At 73.6% G+C, this 17,733-nt stretch carries 14 protein-coding genes and 2 pseudogenes; 10 read left to right on the top strand and 6 right to left on the bottom strand.

Going from position 1 to position 17,733, the window contains the following annotated elements; all coding sequences use genetic code 11:
• Positions 1-15: 15 nt before the first annotated feature.
• A complete protein-coding gene (locus ACZ3YO_RS26655) occupies positions 16-975 on the bottom strand; it encodes a polyphosphate kinase 2 family protein (protein WP_465573851.1) in 960 nt (319 codons plus the stop codon).
• A gap of 266 nt (positions 976-1,241) precedes the next feature.
• Positions 1,242-2,210, bottom strand: a complete 969-nt coding sequence (locus ACZ3YO_RS26650; protein WP_465573850.1) for an LLM class F420-dependent oxidoreductase — start codon at positions 2,208-2,210, stop codon at positions 1,242-1,244.
• 241 nt (positions 2,211-2,451) lie between these two features.
• On the opposite strand from ACZ3YO_RS26650, the pseudogene ACZ3YO_RS26645 reads away from it, so the two are divergent.
• Positions 2,452-2,664: pseudogene (locus ACZ3YO_RS26645) on the top strand (zinc ribbon domain-containing protein); the annotation flags it as partial.
• A gap of 719 nt (positions 2,665-3,383) precedes the next feature.
• Here ACZ3YO_RS26645 and ACZ3YO_RS26640 read toward each other — a convergent pair.
• Entirely contained in the window at positions 3,384-3,593 is a 210-nt protein-coding gene (locus ACZ3YO_RS26640; protein ID WP_465573849.1) for a hypothetical protein, read from the bottom strand.
• Positions 3,559-4,812, bottom strand: coding sequence for an alpha/beta hydrolase family protein (locus tag ACZ3YO_RS26635; protein WP_465573847.1), 1,254 nt, complete (start codon positions 4,810-4,812; stop codon positions 3,559-3,561). Before ACZ3YO_RS26635 ends, ACZ3YO_RS26640 begins: the two co-directional genes overlap by 35 nt.
• 102 nt (positions 4,813-4,914) lie before the next feature.
• Between ACZ3YO_RS26635 and ACZ3YO_RS26630 the strand changes: the two genes are divergently transcribed.
• Entirely contained in the window at positions 4,915-5,874 is a 960-nt protein-coding gene (locus ACZ3YO_RS26630) for an ArsR/SmtB family transcription factor (RefSeq protein ID WP_465573846.1), read from the top strand.
• 112 nt (positions 5,875-5,986) lie between these two features.
• Here ACZ3YO_RS26630 and ACZ3YO_RS26625 read toward each other — a convergent pair.
• Together ACZ3YO_RS26625 and ACZ3YO_RS26620 are read right to left on the bottom strand one after the other, a co-directional pair.
• Positions 5,987-6,654, bottom strand: a pseudogene (locus tag ACZ3YO_RS26625) (transposase).
• Between the two features lie 212 nt (positions 6,655-6,866).
• Positions 6,867-7,580: an SMI1/KNR4 family protein gene (locus tag ACZ3YO_RS26620; protein ID WP_465573844.1), complete on the bottom strand. Its 714-nt coding sequence runs from the start codon at positions 7,578-7,580 to the stop codon at positions 6,867-6,869.
• Between the two features lie 344 nt (positions 7,581-7,924).
• Here ACZ3YO_RS26620 and ACZ3YO_RS26615 point away from each other — a divergent pair, with 344 nt between their 5' ends.
• The 8 genes from ACZ3YO_RS26615 (at position 7,925) to galK (ending at position 17,639) form a co-directional block, all read left to right on the top strand.
• Positions 7,925-9,061: an aminotransferase class V-fold PLP-dependent enzyme gene (locus tag ACZ3YO_RS26615; RefSeq protein WP_465573842.1), complete on the top strand. Its 1,137-nt coding sequence runs from the start codon at positions 7,925-7,927 to the stop codon at positions 9,059-9,061.
• A gap of 236 nt (positions 9,062-9,297) precedes the next feature.
• Positions 9,298-10,641 (top strand): ABC transporter substrate-binding protein, encoded by a 1,344-nt coding sequence (locus tag ACZ3YO_RS26610; RefSeq protein WP_396322382.1) that lies wholly within the window; start codon positions 9,298-9,300, stop codon positions 10,639-10,641.
• 5 nt (positions 10,642-10,646) lie between these two features.
• Entirely contained in the window at positions 10,647-11,561 is a 915-nt protein-coding gene (locus ACZ3YO_RS26605) for a carbohydrate ABC transporter permease (RefSeq protein ID WP_396322398.1), read from the top strand.
• Positions 11,558-12,394 (top strand): carbohydrate ABC transporter permease, encoded by an 837-nt coding sequence (locus ACZ3YO_RS26600; RefSeq protein WP_465573840.1) that lies wholly within the window; start codon positions 11,558-11,560, stop codon positions 12,392-12,394. Before ACZ3YO_RS26605 ends, ACZ3YO_RS26600 begins: the two co-directional genes overlap by 4 nt.
• Before the next feature lie 3 nt (positions 12,395-12,397).
• On the top strand, positions 12,398-14,113 hold the full coding sequence (locus ACZ3YO_RS26595) for a glycoside hydrolase family 36 protein (protein WP_465573838.1): 1,716 nt from the start codon (positions 12,398-12,400) through the stop codon (positions 14,111-14,113).
• 33 nt (positions 14,114-14,146) lie between these two features.
• Complete coding sequence (locus ACZ3YO_RS26590; RefSeq protein WP_465573835.1) at positions 14,147-15,175, top strand: LacI family DNA-binding transcriptional regulator; 1,029 nt, start codon at positions 14,147-14,149, stop codon at positions 15,173-15,175.
• Between the two features lie 212 nt (positions 15,176-15,387).
• Positions 15,388-16,506, top strand: coding sequence for a galactose-1-phosphate uridylyltransferase (galT, locus tag ACZ3YO_RS26585; protein ID WP_465573832.1), 1,119 nt, complete (start codon positions 15,388-15,390; stop codon positions 16,504-16,506).
• On the top strand, positions 16,503-17,639 hold the full coding sequence (gene galK, locus ACZ3YO_RS26580) for a galactokinase (RefSeq protein WP_465573830.1): 1,137 nt from the start codon (positions 16,503-16,505) through the stop codon (positions 17,637-17,639). Before galT ends, galK begins: the two co-directional genes overlap by 4 nt.
• Positions 17,640-17,733: the final 94 nt, after the last annotated feature.

Below are 17,733 nucleotides of genomic sequence, written 5' to 3'. Positions count from 1 at the left end.
TGGCCCCTGCGGTGCTCAGCCACGGTGCCCGTTGCGGTGCTGGTGCTCCGCTGCGTACGGGTCGCGGGCGGCGCCCTGGGGGGCGTCCTGCTCCAGCAGGCGCTTTGCGGCGCGCAGCTGTTTGCGGGCCTTCTTGCCGACGACCGGGTACCGGGGGTCGATCTCCATCAGCGTGTGCACGAGCACCGCGGCGGCGCAGATGCGTGCGAACCACTTGCGGTCGGCCGGCACGACGTACCACGGTGCCCACGGGGTGCTCGTGGCCGAGAGCATCTCGGAGAAGGCCTGCTGGTACTCGTCCCACCTCTCGCGCTCGCGAAGGTCCGCGGCCGAGAACTTCCAGTTCTTCTCCGGACGGTCGATCCGTTTCAGGAAGCGAATGCGCTGCTCTTCCTCGGAGAGGTTCAGGAAGATCTTCACCACCCTGAACCCGTTGTCGCAGAGGTAGTGCTCCCAGTCGTTGATCTCCCGGTAGCGGCGCGCCCAGACGTCCCGGCCCTTCGCCTCCTCGGGCAGTCGTTGGCGGTCGAGGTTCTCGGGATGCACCCGTACGACGAGGACTTCCTCGTAGTGCGACCGGTTGAAGATCGCGATGTTCCCGCGGGCCGGCAGGCGCCAGGCGTAGCGCCACAGGTAGTCGTGGTCGAGCTCCTCGGCGGAGGGCACCTTGAAGCTGCTGACGTGAACGCCCTGCGGGTTGACCCCGCTCATGACGTGACGGATCGTCCCGTCCTTGCCGCCCGCGTCGATCGCCTGGAGGCAGAGGAGCACACCGTAGGTGTCCTGGGCGGCCAGCTTCGCCTGGTACTCGGCGAGCAGGGCGACACCGGTGCGCAGCAGTTCCGCGCCGTCCCGTTTCTTGATCCGGGCCTTGTAGCGGGGGTCGAAGTCCTCGGCGAGGTCCACCCGTGAGCCCGGCTCCACGCGCAGCGGCTCGATGAGCTTCGCGATCCGTCTGGCCTGCTTGTCCGCCATCGCCGGCAACGCTTCCTCTCGGTCCGCGACCGCTGTGGCTCACCCGCCCGGTCCCTGCCGTCGTCATCGCCCCGGCCGCCGGGGGGCGCGGCCAGCCGGGGCGGTCGGGTCCGGTGCCCGGCGCGCGGCCGCTCCCGCTGCTGCGGTGACCCGGCCCACCGTGCGGTGGGCGTCGGTACCTGTCACCCTCCGACCGGCCGTCGGGCCCGTCCAACCGGACGCCGCCGTCCGGGTGGCCGCGCGGCTCACCGCCGGGACGGGCAGGTTCAGAACGCCGCGCGCACCGCCGGCAGCAGCGTGTCCTGGGCCCAGTCGATGAACGCGGGCTGGCTGTCGCCGCCGACCTGCACGAGGGCGACCTCGCCGAAACCCGCCTCGACGAACGGTCTGACAGCCTCGACGAAGTCCTCGACCCGTTCGCCGCAGGGGATGGCCTCGGCGACGTCGTCGGGGCGGACGAACCGGCTCGCGGCGGCGAAACCCGCCGTCCCGGGCAGTTCGGCGTTGACCTTCCAGCCGCCGCCGAACCAGCGGAACTGCTCGTGGGCCCGGCGTACGGCCGCGTCCCGGTCGGCGTCCCAACACACCGGCAACTGGCCCACCGCCGGTTTCCCGGCTCCGCCGTGCTCGGCGAACCCGGCGATCAGCTCCCGGTCGGGCTCCACGGCGATCACGAGATCGGCCAGCCGGCCGGCCAGTTCGCAGGAGCCCGGCCCGGACACCGCGACCCCGATCGGCGGCGGCCGCTCGGGAAGGTCCCACAACCGCGCGCCCTCGACGTCGAAGTACCGGCCGTGACGGGTCACGTACCCGCCGTCGAACAGGGCACGGATGATCTTCACCGCCTCGTCGAGCATCTCCTGGCGCACCGGCGCCGCCGGCCAGCCGCCGCCGACCACGTGCTCGTTGAGGTTCTCACCGCTGCCCAGGCCGAGCCGGAAGCGGCCCTCGGAGAGCAACTGCACCGTGGCGGCCTTCTGCGCCACCACCACGGGGTGGTAGCGGAAGGTCGGGCAGGTCACGTAGGTCATGAGCGGGATCCGGGAGGTGGCCTGCGCGGCTGCGCCGAGCACCGCCCACGCGTAGGACGCGTGGCCCTGCTCGTCCAACCAGGGGAAGGAGTGGTCCGAGATCACCGAGAAGTCGAAACCGGCCCGCTCGGCACCCACCACGTCCGCGACCAGGTCACGCGGGCCTCGCTGCTCGGTCATCATCGTGTATCCGATTCTCACCATGACCCGCGCCTGCCCAGTTCGCCGCTGGTGACGCCCTGAGGTTCGGCGTCGAGGAGGAGAACGGCGCTTCGCGCCGGAGCGGCACGGCTGGACACGACCGTGGACCTACCCTCGCCGGATCGCTCGGCCACCTCTGCGGACACCGAGCGCACCGGATGCGGCTCCCTGAGCGGAACTCCACAGCGCGCCTTGCGGCCCGCTGCCGGGGCCCCGGCGTTCCGGGGTCCCGGCGTCGACCGCCGCCGAGGCTGAAAGCACCGGTCGGGAAGTGATCGCCGTGGACCCCCGCAACACCTCCCGGACCTGCCCCCAGTGCGCGCATATCTCGGCGGAGAACCGGCCCACTCAGAGCTTCCACTGCGTCGCCTGCGACCACCGCGCGCACGCCGACACGGTGGGAGCCAGCAAGGTTCTACGGGCCGGGCTGGTCCGTCGCGAGGCCAACCCGGCTTAGCGAGAAGCCCCCGGATTCATCCGGGGGAGGAGTCACGAGCCCGCTCCCAACCCGGCACACTGCGACCGGACAGCCGTCGGCTCGTGCGCGGTGTGCCCGCCTCAGGTGATGGGTTCGGGGGCTGGCCCCGGCCCCGGCCCCGGCCCCGGCAGCGGCCCCGGCCCCGTGGCGGGCGGCGGCAGCGGGTCGGGCTCGGGCTGCGGTGGTGCGGGCGGTACGGGGTCGGGCCCGCCCGGCGCGGGCACCGGCCCCGGCACCGGGCCGGGCTGCGGTCCCGGACCGGGACCGGGAGCCGGCGTCGGACTGGGAGGTACGGGATCATTGGGAGGGGTGCCCATGACGCCTTCTTTCATCGGGGTCCAGGAGGGCGCAGGTTTCATCGAGGCGGCTACCCGTATGCGGCCGGGTGAAGCCGCTCGCAGGGCGGTGGTGTGTCGGGCCGGCCGGTCGGGAGCGAGGACGGTGCGGTGGACCACACGGTCCCCGGAGGCCCGGTGCTGCGGCACCCGGTTGTGGGGGACGCGCCCGTGAGGCGCCGCCGCCAGCCACCCCGGTGTACGGGCTGCGCGCCGGCGTCGAAGCCGTGCCCGGGCGCTCGCGGAGGTCTCCCCGGAGCGCCCAGAAAGCGTGGTGCCCCTGCGGATCATCGGGCGCCCGGTTGCGGATGAGGCGCCCGTGGTCAGGTCGATTCGGCGTCGCCGCTCGACCTGACCGTTCGGCTACTCCTCAGGCGGGATTCCGTCCAGCAGAGGAACGCCGTGGCTCAGCATCGCCTCAGTGACAGCGCGCCATTCGTCGTTGTCCTCCACCAGAAGGAGCGTGCGGGTGACCCGGTTGAAGATCGTCGGGATATCGACGATCTTGCTCCGGCAGAGATCCAACCGGGCTTTCGGATCAGCGGGCGGCCAGGTGCCGTGCGAAGAACCCACGCACCGCGTGGCGGACCTTCGGAACCGAGACGGTCGGGTCGATGTCGCCGATCACCTTGTCCCTCCCCACCGCCGTCATCAACCCCGCCGCCTGGAGCTGGGGGAGCATCGCGGCGTAGTCGGTGAAGACCCAGTGGTTGGCGTCGGCGATGCGCATGCTGCGGACCCACCGACCCGAGCGGGCGGCTACGGCCGACCAGGAGCGATCCAGCTCCGGTCGGCGGTCGAACTCATCGGTGCCGAGCAGCAGCAGCGGACGGCCCACTCCGTCCACTGTGACCGGGAACGGTTCGGCGCTGCCGTCGGGTGTGGCGGGCGGGTAGTCCAGGTAGCCCTCCAGGTTGATCCCGGCGCGCACCCGCCGGTTCTCGTACATCACCTCGGCGACGGCGCTCCCGCCCGCCGAGTGTCCGTACACGCCGACGCGGCGCAGGTCGAGCGCCTCGGCGAGCCCGGGCGGCAGTGGCAGGTCGGCCGGCCGCCCGAGCCGGTCGAGGACGAAGTGCACGTCGGCGATGCGCGCGTCGATCATGGTGCGGGCGACGGCCGGCTGGTCCCGCGGGTCGCCGCGGAAGACCGTCGTCCGCGTCTGCTCGTCCCGGAAGGTCGTCACGCCCGGGAACTCGACCGCGGCGGCGTCGCCGGGGTGGTCGACCGAGACGACCACGGCTCCGTGGCTGGCCAGGTCCTCAGCCAGGAACGTCCCCAGGCCGCGCGGGTCGCCGCCGCCCGGGCTGTGCACCAGCACCGGACGCCTGCCCGGCAGCGCCGCGGCGCCCGGATGCGAGTGGGACAGGGTGGCGCCCCAGTCCACGCCGGCGGCGGGCAGGTGGAGGGGGCTGCGCGGAGTGACCTGTCCGAACACGCTCGCGGCCTGCGGCGGCAGCTGCGGAGCCGGGGGTAGGCCAGTGACCTCGCGGGCCGGGTAGAAGACCGTCAGCATCAGCTCCCGCACCGGGATCGCGGGATCCCACGGGTCACGTCGGGAACCGTCGACGAGGTACACCGACTGACACCCCACCGGGTGGCGGCCGGTCGGCGCGGGCAGGGTGAGCACGGCGTCGCCCGGGACCGAATCCGCAGTAGCGGGACGGTCCGCCGCCGTGGGACGGGAGTCGGCGTGGGCACGGCGGCTGCCGACGCCCAACACCAGCGCGGCGGAGCCCAGCATCGCGGACCTGGTGACGGTGCGTCGGCTGATCGAGAAGTCGTAGGTCATGTCGTGCATGCTGTCCCGCCGGGCCCGGCGCGGGCGATCATTTAGGCTCGGGGCTCAAGGATGGCGCCCTGGACGCTGTCAGGCCGATACGCAGGGGGCGTCGTGCTCCGGATCCACTTCACGCCGGACGACTTCGCCCGGGTCAGCCTCGCGCCCCGGCCAGCCCCGCTCCAGGAACTCAACGTGGCGCTGGCGATGATGTGCCGCCGGGATGGCGACCTGCTCCACGGCCCTTGGCGGCGCAGAGTGCTGCGTGCCCTGCCGAAGGCGGTCGACCCGCTCGCGGACCTCGTCCCGGCCGGGCGGGCGCCGAGCTTCCTGGACGTGGTGGCGGACTCCCTCCCGGAGGCCCTGGAACAGATCCGCTCGACCCCGGCCGAGGTGGTCAGCGCCGAACTGGAACGCGTCCATGCACCCACGCGAACGCCCACGCCGGCGTGGATCCACGACCTGCACCGAGGTGACGCCGATGCCTGGCGCCTTATCCACCGCGCGCAGCACGCGGCATTCGAGGCGCTGCTTGGCCCGGTCTGGGCGCAGGTGCAGGACCTGCACCACGCCGAGTTCGTGCGCCGGGCTGTGCAACTCGCCGAAGGCGGCGTCGGCTTGCTGCTGGCCGGGCTGCTGCCGGGCGCCCGTCTGCACGGCGGAATCTGGGAACTCCCAGGCCGGCCGCAGGAGGTCCACCTCGGCGGGCGCGGGCTGCTTCTGCTGCCCAGCTTCCACTGGTCCGGCGGGCCGCTGCTGTCCAACCTCCCGGACCGCCCGGTCGCGCTCACTTACCCGGCCGGTCCTGGCTTCCCGCCGCAGCCCGGCGGCTCCACCGGCCCGCAGGCGCTGATCAAGGTGATCGGGACCACCCGCACCGAGCTGCTGCACCTACTGGCCGAAGACCGCACCACGACCGACCTCGCCCGACACCTCCATGTCAGCGCCGCGACGGTCTCCGCCCACACAGCGGCCCTTCGCGGCGCCGGGCTCATCTCCACGACGCGCGCCGGGAAGGCGGTTCTGCACCGGCGCACCACGCTCGGCAGCCTGCTGCTGCGGCAGTGCGCCTAGAGTGAACCGCCCTGACATCGGTAAGCAGTGTCTTCGCCGACGTATCCGTTGCGGCTGTTACCCGAAAAACACCGAAGCAATTGTCAAGAGTTGCGAATTGGGTGATGTGTGATCAGGCTGCGGCGACCTCCTCGTCGCGCTCGACCAGGACGCCGTTCTCGAAGCGGGCTCCCGCTCGGACTAGGGCGACCAGGTGGGCGCCGGTGATCGCGCGCCATCGGGACTGGGCGGACTCGACTAGCTTGAATACCATCGCCAGCGCGGCGGCGGGGCTGCCGGCGCCGCGGGTGACCTTGGTGCGGAGCTTGACCGTGGAGAACGTGGACTCGATGGGATTCGTGGTGCGCAGGTGGATCCAGTGCTGGGCCGGGAAGTCGTAGATCGCCAGCAGCTCCCCGCGGTCCTCGGTGATCTTCGCGACCGGCTTGGGCCACTTGGCGCCGTAGGTGCGCGCGAACGCCTCGATCGCCTTCTCGGCGTGAGCACCTCGGAGATCTTCGGCGACTTGCGGCACCACGGCGGCAGGATCTTCGAGGAGAAGCGCTTGCGCTCGCCGGTCTCCTCGTCGACGCGGCGGTCGTTCACCCGCGGGGCCCCGACCTCGACCGGCCCGGCGGCGGTGACCACGGCCCGGGGCCGGTGGTGGCCGTTGCGGACCACCAGGCGAGGGCCTCGCTCGTCCGTCTCCGCCGCCAATTCGGCTATGTACTGGTTGACTTCGGCTTCCAGCGCGGCGGCGAGCATCCTGCGGGCGCCCTCGCGCACGATCTCGTCGATCAGGGAGCCGGACTGAGTGGAGCCATCGGGAGGTGACTACGCTGAGCACAGGCGTGCCTTCCCGACCTCCGGGTCGGCGCCGTGCGCCGAGTCCCTGCCCCGGTGGCAGATCTGCTGCTGCCAGGCGGGCAGCGCGTCGATTCAGGCGTCGACGCGCGGATCGGTCGCGTAGGCGGCCATGGCGGTCCTCCTCGGGCGGTGCTGCGGACGGGAGCTCACTTCGGACGATTGTGCTCCTGCTCCACGGGGACGGCGGCGAACACCGCGCCGCCGGCGGCCCGTTCGAGGCGGTACCGCCTGAGCACCCGGTCGAACCGGGCCCGGCTGCCCGGCGGGGCCCCGCGAAGGTCGGCTATCAAGGCGTCGTCCGGTACCCGGCCGGCGAGTTCGGCGACCACCCGGTCCGTGCCGGGGCTCCGCAGTTCCGCCGCCGGGTACAGCGGCAGCGTGGGGCCGGTCAGGTTCAGGAGGTCCCAGAAATCGTCGGCGTACGGCTGAATGCCGTCCTCGAAGCCCGTCTCGTCGACCAGCTCCTCCGCGGTGCCGATCACCCGGTCCAGCCAGTCGGGCAGGGAGTCGGCCTCGATGAAGAGTCCGCCCTCGCGGTACTGCATCAGCACCTGGCCCCAACGGCCGTCGGTCTCGATGTCGATCCAGGTGACGCCGCCACCGCCGTCGTCGGTGACCAGCCAGTGCGGGTGCGGGAGGCCGTGCTCATGGGACTGGCGGGGGTGGCCGGTCAGCGTGAACTCCACCGGCGGCACCGAGAAGCCGCCCAGGCGGCGCAGCAGTTCGCGGGCCTCGGACGGCACCGGGACGGGCCAGCCGTCGACGTCGTCGGCCGTTGCTCCGGGGCGGACCGCGAGGTCGAACGGAACGCGGGCGGCCAGCGCGCGCAGCCGTGTCGTGAGGACGTCAGCGAAGATCACGCGTACACGCTAGCCGAGCGGTCGGACACCCCTCGTGGTGCCCGGACCTCCTGGCGCCCGGACCGTCCCTGCCTCGCTGCCCGGGTCAGCCCCGCGCGGTGTGTGCATGGCGGTGGTTCCCTCCGATTGGTCGGGGACAGCCTGGCACGCCCCGCCGTCCGGAGGGCACCTTGCCGTCCGGCGGCCGTCGCCCCCGGGTAACGGAAAGGTCTCGGGGTGGCGGTCGGCCGCACAGAGGGCTTGACGGGGCCACGAGGGTAAGCGTTTGCTGTCTCCCACCCCACAGGCCTGTTTGGTTCTGCTCGGTTTTGGGGATTTGAACGTTCAAATTCGGGAGGGATCTCATGCCGGTGCGCTCTGTCCCGGAGTACCTGCGGCAGTTCGGCGAACCGGCCGGGTATCTGGACTTCGCGCGGTTCGGGCCGGTGTCGGTCGCGGTGCACGAGGTGCTGGTCCGGTCGGCCACGCAGATCAGTCACTTGGGCTGGGAGGCGCTGGACTCCCTGGACGTGGTGGGGGAGGAGGCGGCGCGGACGGCGGCCGAGCTCCTCGGGTGCGCGCGGCACGAGATCGCGTTCGTCGGCTCGACCTCGCACGGCATGTTCGCCGCGGCCCACGCCTTCGCCACCGCGCCGCCGGGGGGCACCGTCCTGGTCGGCCGGTCGGACTTCCCCGGCGCGCTCTACCCCTGGCTGCGGGCCGCCGGCAACGGCGGCCTGACGGTGCGGCTGCTGGATAACCCGGTCACCGCCGACACCGTGCGGGAGCACCTGGACGAGCGGGTCCGCGCCGTCTCGGTCTGTGCGGTGGACGGCGCCACCGGGTTCCGTGCGCCGCTGGCCGCGATCAAGGAGGCGATCGGCCCGGGGCGGGTCCTGGTGGTGGACGCGGTGCAGGCGCTGGGGGCGGTGGAGTTCGCCGCCGACGCCGCGGACGTCCTCGCCTCCGGCGGCCAGAAGTGGCTCCGGTCCGGCTGGGGCGCGGCTCTCCTGATGGTCCGTGACCGGGTGGCCGGGCTGCTCGCCCCCGGGCTCGGCGGCTGGTCGGGCGTGGTCGACCCGATCGACGCGCCCGACCACCCGCGCCCCGCCAGGACGGGCGCCGTCGCGCACACGCTCACCAACCCGGACGGCCCGGCCGTCGCCGCGCTGGGCGCCGGCCTCGGGCTGGTCCGGGACGTCGGCGTCGGGCGGATCAACGCCCGGATCGGCGAGGTGCTCGGCGTGCTGCTGGACGCCGCCCGGGCCGCCGGCGCCGAGACCGCCGGCGGCCCGGAGACCGGCGGCGGAGCGGCCGTCAGCGGGATCGCCCGGCTGCGGCTGCCCGGCGCAGACCCGCAGGCCGTCCACGACGTGCTGACCCGGGCGGGCCTGGCCACCACCCGGCGCGCCGACTGGATCCGGCTGTCGCCGCACGCCAGCACCGACCCGCACGCCGCCGAGCGGCTGGCCGAGGCGCTCAAGCGCGCCGCCACCACCTGACCGGCACGCACGGACCGGCGCACAGCCGCACGCCTCCCGCCCTCGCGCGAAACCCGCCGTCGCGCACCCCTCGCAGCCGCACGCCTCGCCACCTTTAAGCCCCCCGGTCGCAAGCCCCCTGAGCCGCAAGACCCCTGTGACCAAAAGCCCCCGTGGCCCCAAGCCCCCGTAGTCGCAAGCCCCCCGCAGGACCGGGCCCGCCCCCTGAATCGGGCCACCCCTCAGAGAGGAATGCAATGTCACACCTTTCCCGCCGCGATCTGCTGCGCGCCTCCGGAGCCGGCCTGCTGGCCCTGGCCGCCGGTGGTGCGATGTCCGCCTGCTCCGGCTCGGGCGGCGACGTCGCCTCGGGCGGAGACGCCGCCACCGGTACCGTCACCGTCTGGTCCTGGGCCACCGCGGCCGAGGCGCTGCGTGGCGTGGTTCCGGCCTTCGAGAAGGACAACCCCGGGATCAAGATCGACGTCCAGGACGTCGGCGAACCGGCGATCTGGGACAAGATCACCGTCAGCATGGCGGCCGGCGGCCAGGGCCTGGCCGACGTCCTGCACATCGGCTGCGACTACCTGCCCGGCTACATGGAGAAGTTCCCCGGCGGCCTGGCCGACCTCTCCGCGCTGGGCGCCGACGCCCACAAGGACAAGTTCGCCCAGGGGCTCTGGCCCGTCGTCACCGGCAAGGACGGCCGCGTCCACGCGCTGCCCTGGGAGGTCAACCCGCTCGGCTTCTTCTACCGCAAGGACATGTTCGACAAGGCCGGAGTCGATCCGACGACGTTCCAGACCTGGGACGACGTGCTCGCCATCGCCGACCGGTTCAAGGCCGCCAACCCCGGCAAGGCCCTGATCGGCCTCAACAAGCCCGCCACCCCCGGCGCCGACCTCGACTTCCTGCAGGCGCTGATGCAGCTCCAGGGTGCCTTCTACTTCGACCTGAAGGGCGACATCACCCTCGGCTCCCCGGAGGCGGTGCGGGCGCTCACCATCATCAAGCGCCTCGACGAGGCCGGGCTGGTCGCCGACGCCGCCGGCGACCACGGCTGGCGCAACCTGATGAAGGCCGGGACGCTCGCCACCGGCCCGCTGCCCGCCTGGGCCGCGCACTACCTGGAGGCCAAGTTCCCCGACCAGAGCGGCAACTGGCGCCTCACCCGGCCGCCGGCGGTCACCCCCGGCGGCCGGCGCACCGCGATCGTCAACTCCACCTACCTGGCCGTCGCCGGCTCCAGCCCGCGCCGCGTGGCCGCCTGGAAGTTCGTCGAGTACGCGCTCACCCGGCCCGCCTCGGTCAACGCCATGTTCACCTCCGGCGGCGTCTTCCCCGCCCTGACCGCCGCCCACGCGGACCCGATGTACTCCGCGCCCAGCGACTACTACGGCGGACAGCCCGTCCTGAGGCCCTTCGCCGACCTGCTCGCCGAAGGCGCCGAGGCTACCAACTACTCCGCCGACTTCGCCCGCGCCCTCAAGCTCGCCAGCGACGCCCAGGTGAAGGTGTTCCTCAAGGGCGGCGACCCGGCCACCGTGCTCCAGGAGGCCGCCAAGCAGCTCGGCCAGCAGACCGGGCGTGCGGTCCGGTGACCGCGATCGCCCCACCCGCCGCCACGGTCCGGGCGGAGTCGCCGCCGGCCCGCCGCCGGGCCGTGCTGCGCCGCCGGGCGCTGCCGTACCTGCTGCTCGCCCCCGCCCTGGTCACCTTCGCGGTGTTCAAGGCCTATCCGATCGTCTCCTCGCTGCTGCTGTCGCTGACCACCGGCTCCGGTGCGGCCACCCACGGCGCCGGCGCGGCCAACTACCGGCGCCTGCTCCACGACCCGCTGTTCTGGACCGCCCTGGGCAACACCGCCCGGATCCTCGTCGTCCAGGTCCCGCTGATGCTCGCGCTCGCGCTCGGCCTGGCCGTCGGCATCAACTCGGCCGTCGTCCGCTGGCGCACCGTCTGGCGCCTGGGCGTCTTCATGCCCGCCGTCACCGGCCTGGTCGCCACCGGCGTGGTGTTCGCCTTCCTCCTCAACACCCGCCAGGGCGCCGTCAACCACGTCCTCGAACAGCTCGGCCTGCCCGGCGTCGACTGGCTCGGCAGCCCGTTCTGGTCCCGGATGGCCGTCGTCCTCGTCCTCACCTGGCACTACACCGGCTACAACGCGGTGATCTACCTGGCCGGTCTGCAGGGCATCCCCAAGGAGCTGTACGAGGCCGCGATGATGGACGGCGCCGGGCCGCTGCGCCGGTTCGCCTCCGTCACCCTGCCCGCCCTGCGCCCGGTCCTGCTGTTCACCGTCGTGCTCTCCACCATCGGCACCCTCCAGCTCTTCGACGAGCCCTACGTGCTGACCCGCGGCGGCCCGGACAACGCCACCCTCACCGTGTCGATGTACCTGTACGACAACGGCTTCCGCTACTTCGACTTCGGCTACGCCTCGGCCATCGCCTACGCGCTGACCCTGCTGGTGTCGGTGCTCGGCGCGGCCCAGATGCGTCTGATGGGAGAACGCCCATGAGCACCGCGAGGTCCGCGCGGCTGCGCGGCTGGCCCCTGACCCTCGTCCTGGCCGGTGTCGCCGGCCTCTCCGTCGGCCCGTTCTACTGGCTGGTGGTGGCCGCGACCCGGTCGGACTCCGAGATCTTCGACTGGCCGCCGAACCTGCTGCCCGGCGGCCACCTCGGCGAGAACCTCGACCACCTCCAGGCCAAGATCGGCCTCGGCCGGGTCGTCCTCAACTCCCTGGCCATCGCCGGCCTGCAGACCACCGGCGCGCTGGTAGTCGCCCTGCTCGCCGGGTACGCCTTCGCCAAGTTCCGCTTCCGCGGGCGCACCGTGCTGTTCGCGCTGCTGCTCTCCACCCTGGTGGTGCCCGAACAGGTCATGCTGGTGCCCCTGTTCAAGATGATGATGTCGCTCGGCCTGCTCGACAGCTACCAGGCCGTGGTGCTGCCCGGCCTCTGCGTGCCGTTCGCGATCTTCCTGATGCGCCAGGCCCTGAGCAGCATGCCGGACGAACTCCTGGACGCCGCCCGGGTCGACGGCGCCGGCGAGCTGCGGGTGCTGTGGAGCGTGGTCGTCCCCGTCATGCGCCCGGCCCTGGCCGCGCTGGCGATCTTCCTCTTCCTCGGGTCCTGGAACCAGTTCGTCTGGCCGCTGATCGCCCTGCGCAGCCCCGAGATGCACACCCTGCCGGTGGCGCTGGCCACCCTCCACGCGAGCGAGAGCACCACCGACTACGGCGCGATCCTCGCCGGGACCGCAGTTTCCACCCTGCCGATGATGGTCCTCTTCCTGGCCCTCCAACGGCAGTTCATCTCCGGCCTGCTGGCCGGCGCCACGAAAGGCTGACCCATGGACGACATCTGGGAGCCGCACGCCCCCACCGCCGGCGGACTCCGGCCGCTGCCCGCCGAGGGCCTTGACCTGCGGGTGAGCGGTGAGGCCACGGTCCGCCCGGTCACCGAGGGCGTGACCGAGGTGACCGCCGAGAGCGAGGGCGAGACCCGGATCGAGTGGCGCGTCCCCTGCGTCGACGCCACCGCCTTCTGGACCCCCGAACCCCGCGGCACCGGCTGGCTGCCCGCCGCCTGGAGCGCCCCGCGCCGCACCGGCCTCGCCAAGGGCGCGCCGGTCGCCGCCCTGATCGGCACCGGCGACGTCGCGCTCTGCGCCTTCGCCGCCGACCGCACGGACGTCCTGGCCGGCGCGGGAGTCGTCGAGGAGAACGGCGAGTTCCGCTTCTGGGCCCAGGCCACCGGCCGCCTCACCGTCCGGATCGACACCTCCCGCCGGCACTTCGCCCGCAGTCTGGCCGACCTCGCCCGGTGGTGGGGGAGCGGCCGGACGGCCCACGTCCCCGACGCGGCCCGCCGGCCCGCCTACTCCACCTGGTACACGCTCCAGCAGAACGTCACCCCCCGGACCGTGGAGACCCAGGCCACCCTCGGCAAGGCCCTCGGCCTCGACACGATCATCGTCGACGACGGCTGGATGACCCGTGACCGCACCCGCGGCTACGCCCACTGCGGCGACTGGGAACCGCTCTCGCTGCCCGACACCGCCGCCCACGTCCGCCGCGTCCACGACCTCGGCGTCCGGTACCTGCTCTGGTACGCCCTGCCGTTCATCGGCAAGGAGAGCGCCGCCTGGGATCGGCTCGGCCGCTACGCGCTCGCGGACGCCGCACACATGGGCGCCGTCGTCGCCGACCCCCGGTATCCGGCCGTCCGCGAGCACCTCACCGACCGGCTGGCCCGGGCCGTCGAGGAGTGGGGGATGGACGGGCTGAAGATCGACTTCATCGACTGGTTCGCCGTCCCGGATCCGCCGGCGCCCGGCCCGGAGGCGGACTGCTCCACCGTCGACGAGGGCGTCGAACGGCTGCTCGCCGCCATCCACCGCCGGATCACCGCCGCACAGCCCGAGGCGATGACCGAGCACCGCCAGCCCTACACCAGCCCCGGTCTCTGGCCGTACACCACCATGGTCCGCGCCACCGACTGCCCGCTCAGCCCGCAGGAGAACCGTCAGCGCACCATCGACCTGCGGCTGGTCGCCGGGCCGGTCGCGGTCCACGCCGACATGCTCATGTGGCATCCGGCCGAGCCGGCCGAGCAGGTCGCCTGCCACCTGATCAACGTCCTCTTCGCCGTCCCGCAGATCTCCGTCGACCTGGCGGCCCAGAGCCCGGAGCAGCGCGAGGCCCTCGCGTTCTGGCTCGGCGTCGTCCGCGAGCACCTGCCCACCCTGCAGCTCGGCGAACTCCTCCCGGCCCGGCCCGACCTGGGCTACCCGATGGTGACCGCCACCGGCGACGGGACGGTGGCGGTCGCCCGCTACGCCCCGCTGCCCGTGCGGGCCGGTAGCGGCCCGTGGCACACCCTGCTCGTCGCCAACGCCGACGACGACCCCGAGGTACGCGTGCTGGGCGTTGGCGGCCCGGCCGCGGTCACCGTCCACGACGCCCGCGGGCGTATCGTCCGTAGCGACACCGCAGACCTGGCCGGCGACGGCGTCGTCACCGTTCCCCGCGGGGGGCTGCTGACCCTGCGCCGACCGCAGGCGTAGCCGCCGGGCCGCCTGACACCTTACGGAGCACCGATGACCCAGGGAGCACGCCCGCCGCGCCGCGCCACCACCATCGCGGAGGTGGCCAACGCGGCGGGCGTCTCCCGTCAGACGGTCTCCAACACCCTCAACGCCCCCCACCGCGTCCACCCCGACACCCTGGCCCGGGTCACCGCGGCCATCGAGGAGCTCGGCTACCGGCCCGACCAGTCGGCCCGCTCGCTGCGCACCGGCGAGCGGCGCACGATCGGCTACCTCGCCCCGGTGGACGACCCGTTCGACCCGAACCCGCTGATGGCGGGCTTCCTGGAGGCCCTGGTGGACGCGGCCGGCGCGGAGGGGCACCGCGTCCTGCTGGTCCGCCCGGCGCCGGGCGAGGCGGCGGCCCGGGCGGCGATCGACGAGCTCGTGGCGGCCCGTCAGGTGGACGGCCTGGTCTTCGCGGACGTGCTGCACGACGACGCCCGGGTGGCCCGGGCGGCCCGGGCCGGCGTCCCGTTCGCCGCCTTCGGCCGCACCACGGCCGACCTGCCGCAACACTGGGTGGACATCGACAACGGCGCGGCGATGGCCGACGTGGTCCGGCACCTGGCGGCGCGCGGTCACCGCAGGGTCGGCTTCGCGGCCTCGGCCGCGGACCTGCCGTGGATGGCGGCGCGGCGCGAGGGCTTCCACACCGAGGCCCGCCGGCTGGGCCTGGACGTGGTGCAGCCCCCGCCGGGCGTGCCCGGGGCGCCCGGGGTGGCCGCACTCAGCGCCCTGCTGCGAGGCCCAGACCGGCCGACGGCGGTGGCGGCCGAGAGCGACCTGTCGGCCCTGGACGTCTACGAGGCGATCCGCGCCGAGGGCCTGGCCGTCGGGCGCGACGTCGCCGTGACCGGCTTCCACGACACCCCGCTCTGCCGGCACCTGCACCCCGCGCTGACCTCCGTGCGGCTGCCCCTGCGGGCCATCGCCTCCGCCCTGGTGCGGCTGCTGCTCGCCCAGGTCCGCGGCCAGACGGTGCCCGCCGCCGGCCAGGTGCTGGCCACCGAGCTCGTCGTCCGGACCAGCTCGGAGTAGTCGGGAGCAGCTCGGCCGGCTGGGACCGGCCCGGCACGGCTCGGCCCTGGCACGGACCGGCCCGGCAGCCCTTCGGCCACCGTTCGTACCCTCGGGCCCGCGTGTCGTCCATGCGGACCGTCCTGTGGGCTTCCGGCTTCCCTGTTGAGTAATGTTCGATAATGTTTGCTCCTGGTTTACTCCCGTCGCCGTGCAAGGAAGACGAAGAACACATGGCCGAGACCGCCGCCGCACCGACCGTCAGGACCGTGACCAGGCTGGCCGACGGGCGCGAGCTGATCTACTACGACCGTGGTCCGGCGCCCGGCCGGGACACCGCCGACCGCCGTCCGCTGGACCGGCCCTCCGGTGGCTCCGAGATCCGCCTGGACGCGGCCACCGGCGCCTGGGTCACCATCGCGGCGCACCGCCAGGCCCGGATCTACCACCCGCCGGCCGACGAGTGCCCGCTCTGCCCCTCCCGGGGCGGCCGGCTGAGCGAGATCCCGGCCGAGGAGTACCAGGTCGCCGTCTTCGAGAACCGCTTCCCCTCCCTGGCCGGCCTGCCCGACCCCGACCTCCCGGCCGGCGAGGACCCGCTGCGCACGTCACGGCCGGCGGCCGGCCGGTGCGAGGTGGTCTGCTTCACCGCCGACCACGACGCCTCCTTCGCCGACCTGGACGAGGAGCGTGCGCGGCTGGTGCTGGACGCCTGGACCGACCGCACCGCCGAGCTCGCCGCGATGCCCGGTGTCCGGCAGGTCTACTGCTTCGAGAACCGCGGCGCCGAGATCGGCGTCACCCTCGCCCACCCGCACGGCCAGATCTACGCGCTGCCCTTCACCACCCCGCGTACCAGCCGCATGGCCGAGCAGGCCGCCCGCCACCGCGCCGCCACCGGCCGCAACCTCTTCGAGGACCTGGTGGCCGCCGAACGCGCCGACCCCGCAAGGGTGGTGGCGGCCGGGGGGCACTGGACGGCGTTCGTGCCGTTCGCCGCCCGCTGGCCCTACGAGGTCCACCTCTACCCCCACCGCCGGGTGCCCGACCTCACCCGCCTCACCGAGGACGAACGCGCCGAACTCCCCGGCCTCTACCTCGACCTGCTCCGCCGCTTCGACCGCCTCTTCGGCACGCCGCAGACCCCCGTCCGGGCGCCCTACATCTCCGCCTGGCACCAGGCGCCCGCCGTCGGCGGAGGCGAACTCGCGCTCCACCTCGAACTGTTCACCGTCCGCCGCACCGCCGAGAAACTCAAGTACCTGGCCGGCACCGAGTCCGGCATGGAGGCCTACATGAACGACGTCGCCCCCGAGGACGCCGCCCGCCGCCTGCGCGAGGTCGCCCGATGAGTGACACCGCCTTCCAGCAGCTCTACGGCCACGCCCCCGACGGCACCTGGGCCGCTCCCGGCCGGGTCAACCTGATCGGCGAACACACCGACTACAACGACGGGTTCGTGCTCCCGATCGGACTCCCGCAGACCGTCCGCGCCCGGGCCCGCCGCCGTGACGACGGCCTGCTGCGCCTGCACTCCACCCGCAGCGGCGGCCCGCCCGTCGAGCTGGTCGTCGACGATCTCGTCCCCGGCGCCGTGGACGGCTGGGCCGCCTACCCCGCCGCCGTCGTCTGGGCGCTGCGCGCGGCCGGCCACCCGGTCGGCGGCGCCGACCTGCTGTTCGACAGCGACGTCCCGGCCGGCGCGGGCCTCTCCTCCTCGGCCGCCCTGGAGTGCGCCGTCGCCATCGCCTACCGCGACCTCTACCAACTCGACCTGGACCGGGCGCAGTTGGCGCTGACCGCCCAGCGGGCCGAGAACGGGTTCGTCGGCGTCCCGTGCGGGGTGATGGACCAGATGGCGTCGATGTGCTGCCGTGCCGGTGCCGCCCTCCACCTCGACACCCGCGATCTCAGTGCCCGGCAGGTCCCGCTCGACCTGGCCGCCGCCGGACTGACCCTGCTGGTCATCGACACCCGGGTCAGGCACGACCTCGGCGACGGCGCCTACGCCGCGTTGCGGGCCGGCTGCGAACGGGCCGCCGCCCTGCTCGGGCTGCCCGCGCTGCGCGATCTCCCGGCCGCCGACCTCGACCGTGCTCTCGCCCGACTGCCGGACGAGCTCGGGCCTTTGGTGCGACACGTGGTGACCGAGAACGACCGGGTCCGGCAGGCGGTGGCGCTGCTCGACGCCGCCGACCCGGCCGGCCTCGGCCCCGTCCTCACCGCCGGCCACACCTCCCTGCGCGAGGACTTCCGGGTCTCCTGCGCCGAGACGGACCTCGCGGTCGAGGCGGCCGTCGCCGCCGGGGCGCTCGGTGCCCGGATGACCGGCGGGGGGTTCGGCGGCTCCGTCATCGCCCTGGTGCCCGACCGCGCCGCCGCGGCCGTCGCCACCCATGTCACCGCCGCCTTCCGGGCCGCCGGCCACACCCGGCCGCGGATCTTTCCCACCCTCCCCGCCGAGGGAGCCCGCCACCTGGCCTGACCGCCCCGCGGTCTGCCGGAGCCGGGCCGGAGAGCCCCGAGCGCCATGAAACGGCCCGGGCGCGGTGCCGGACCAAGTCCGCCACCGCGCCTTC

It is taken from the genome of Kitasatospora sp. NPDC022785 (assembly GCF_055561295.1).
This window is presented reverse-complemented; position numbering and strand designations above follow the sequence as displayed.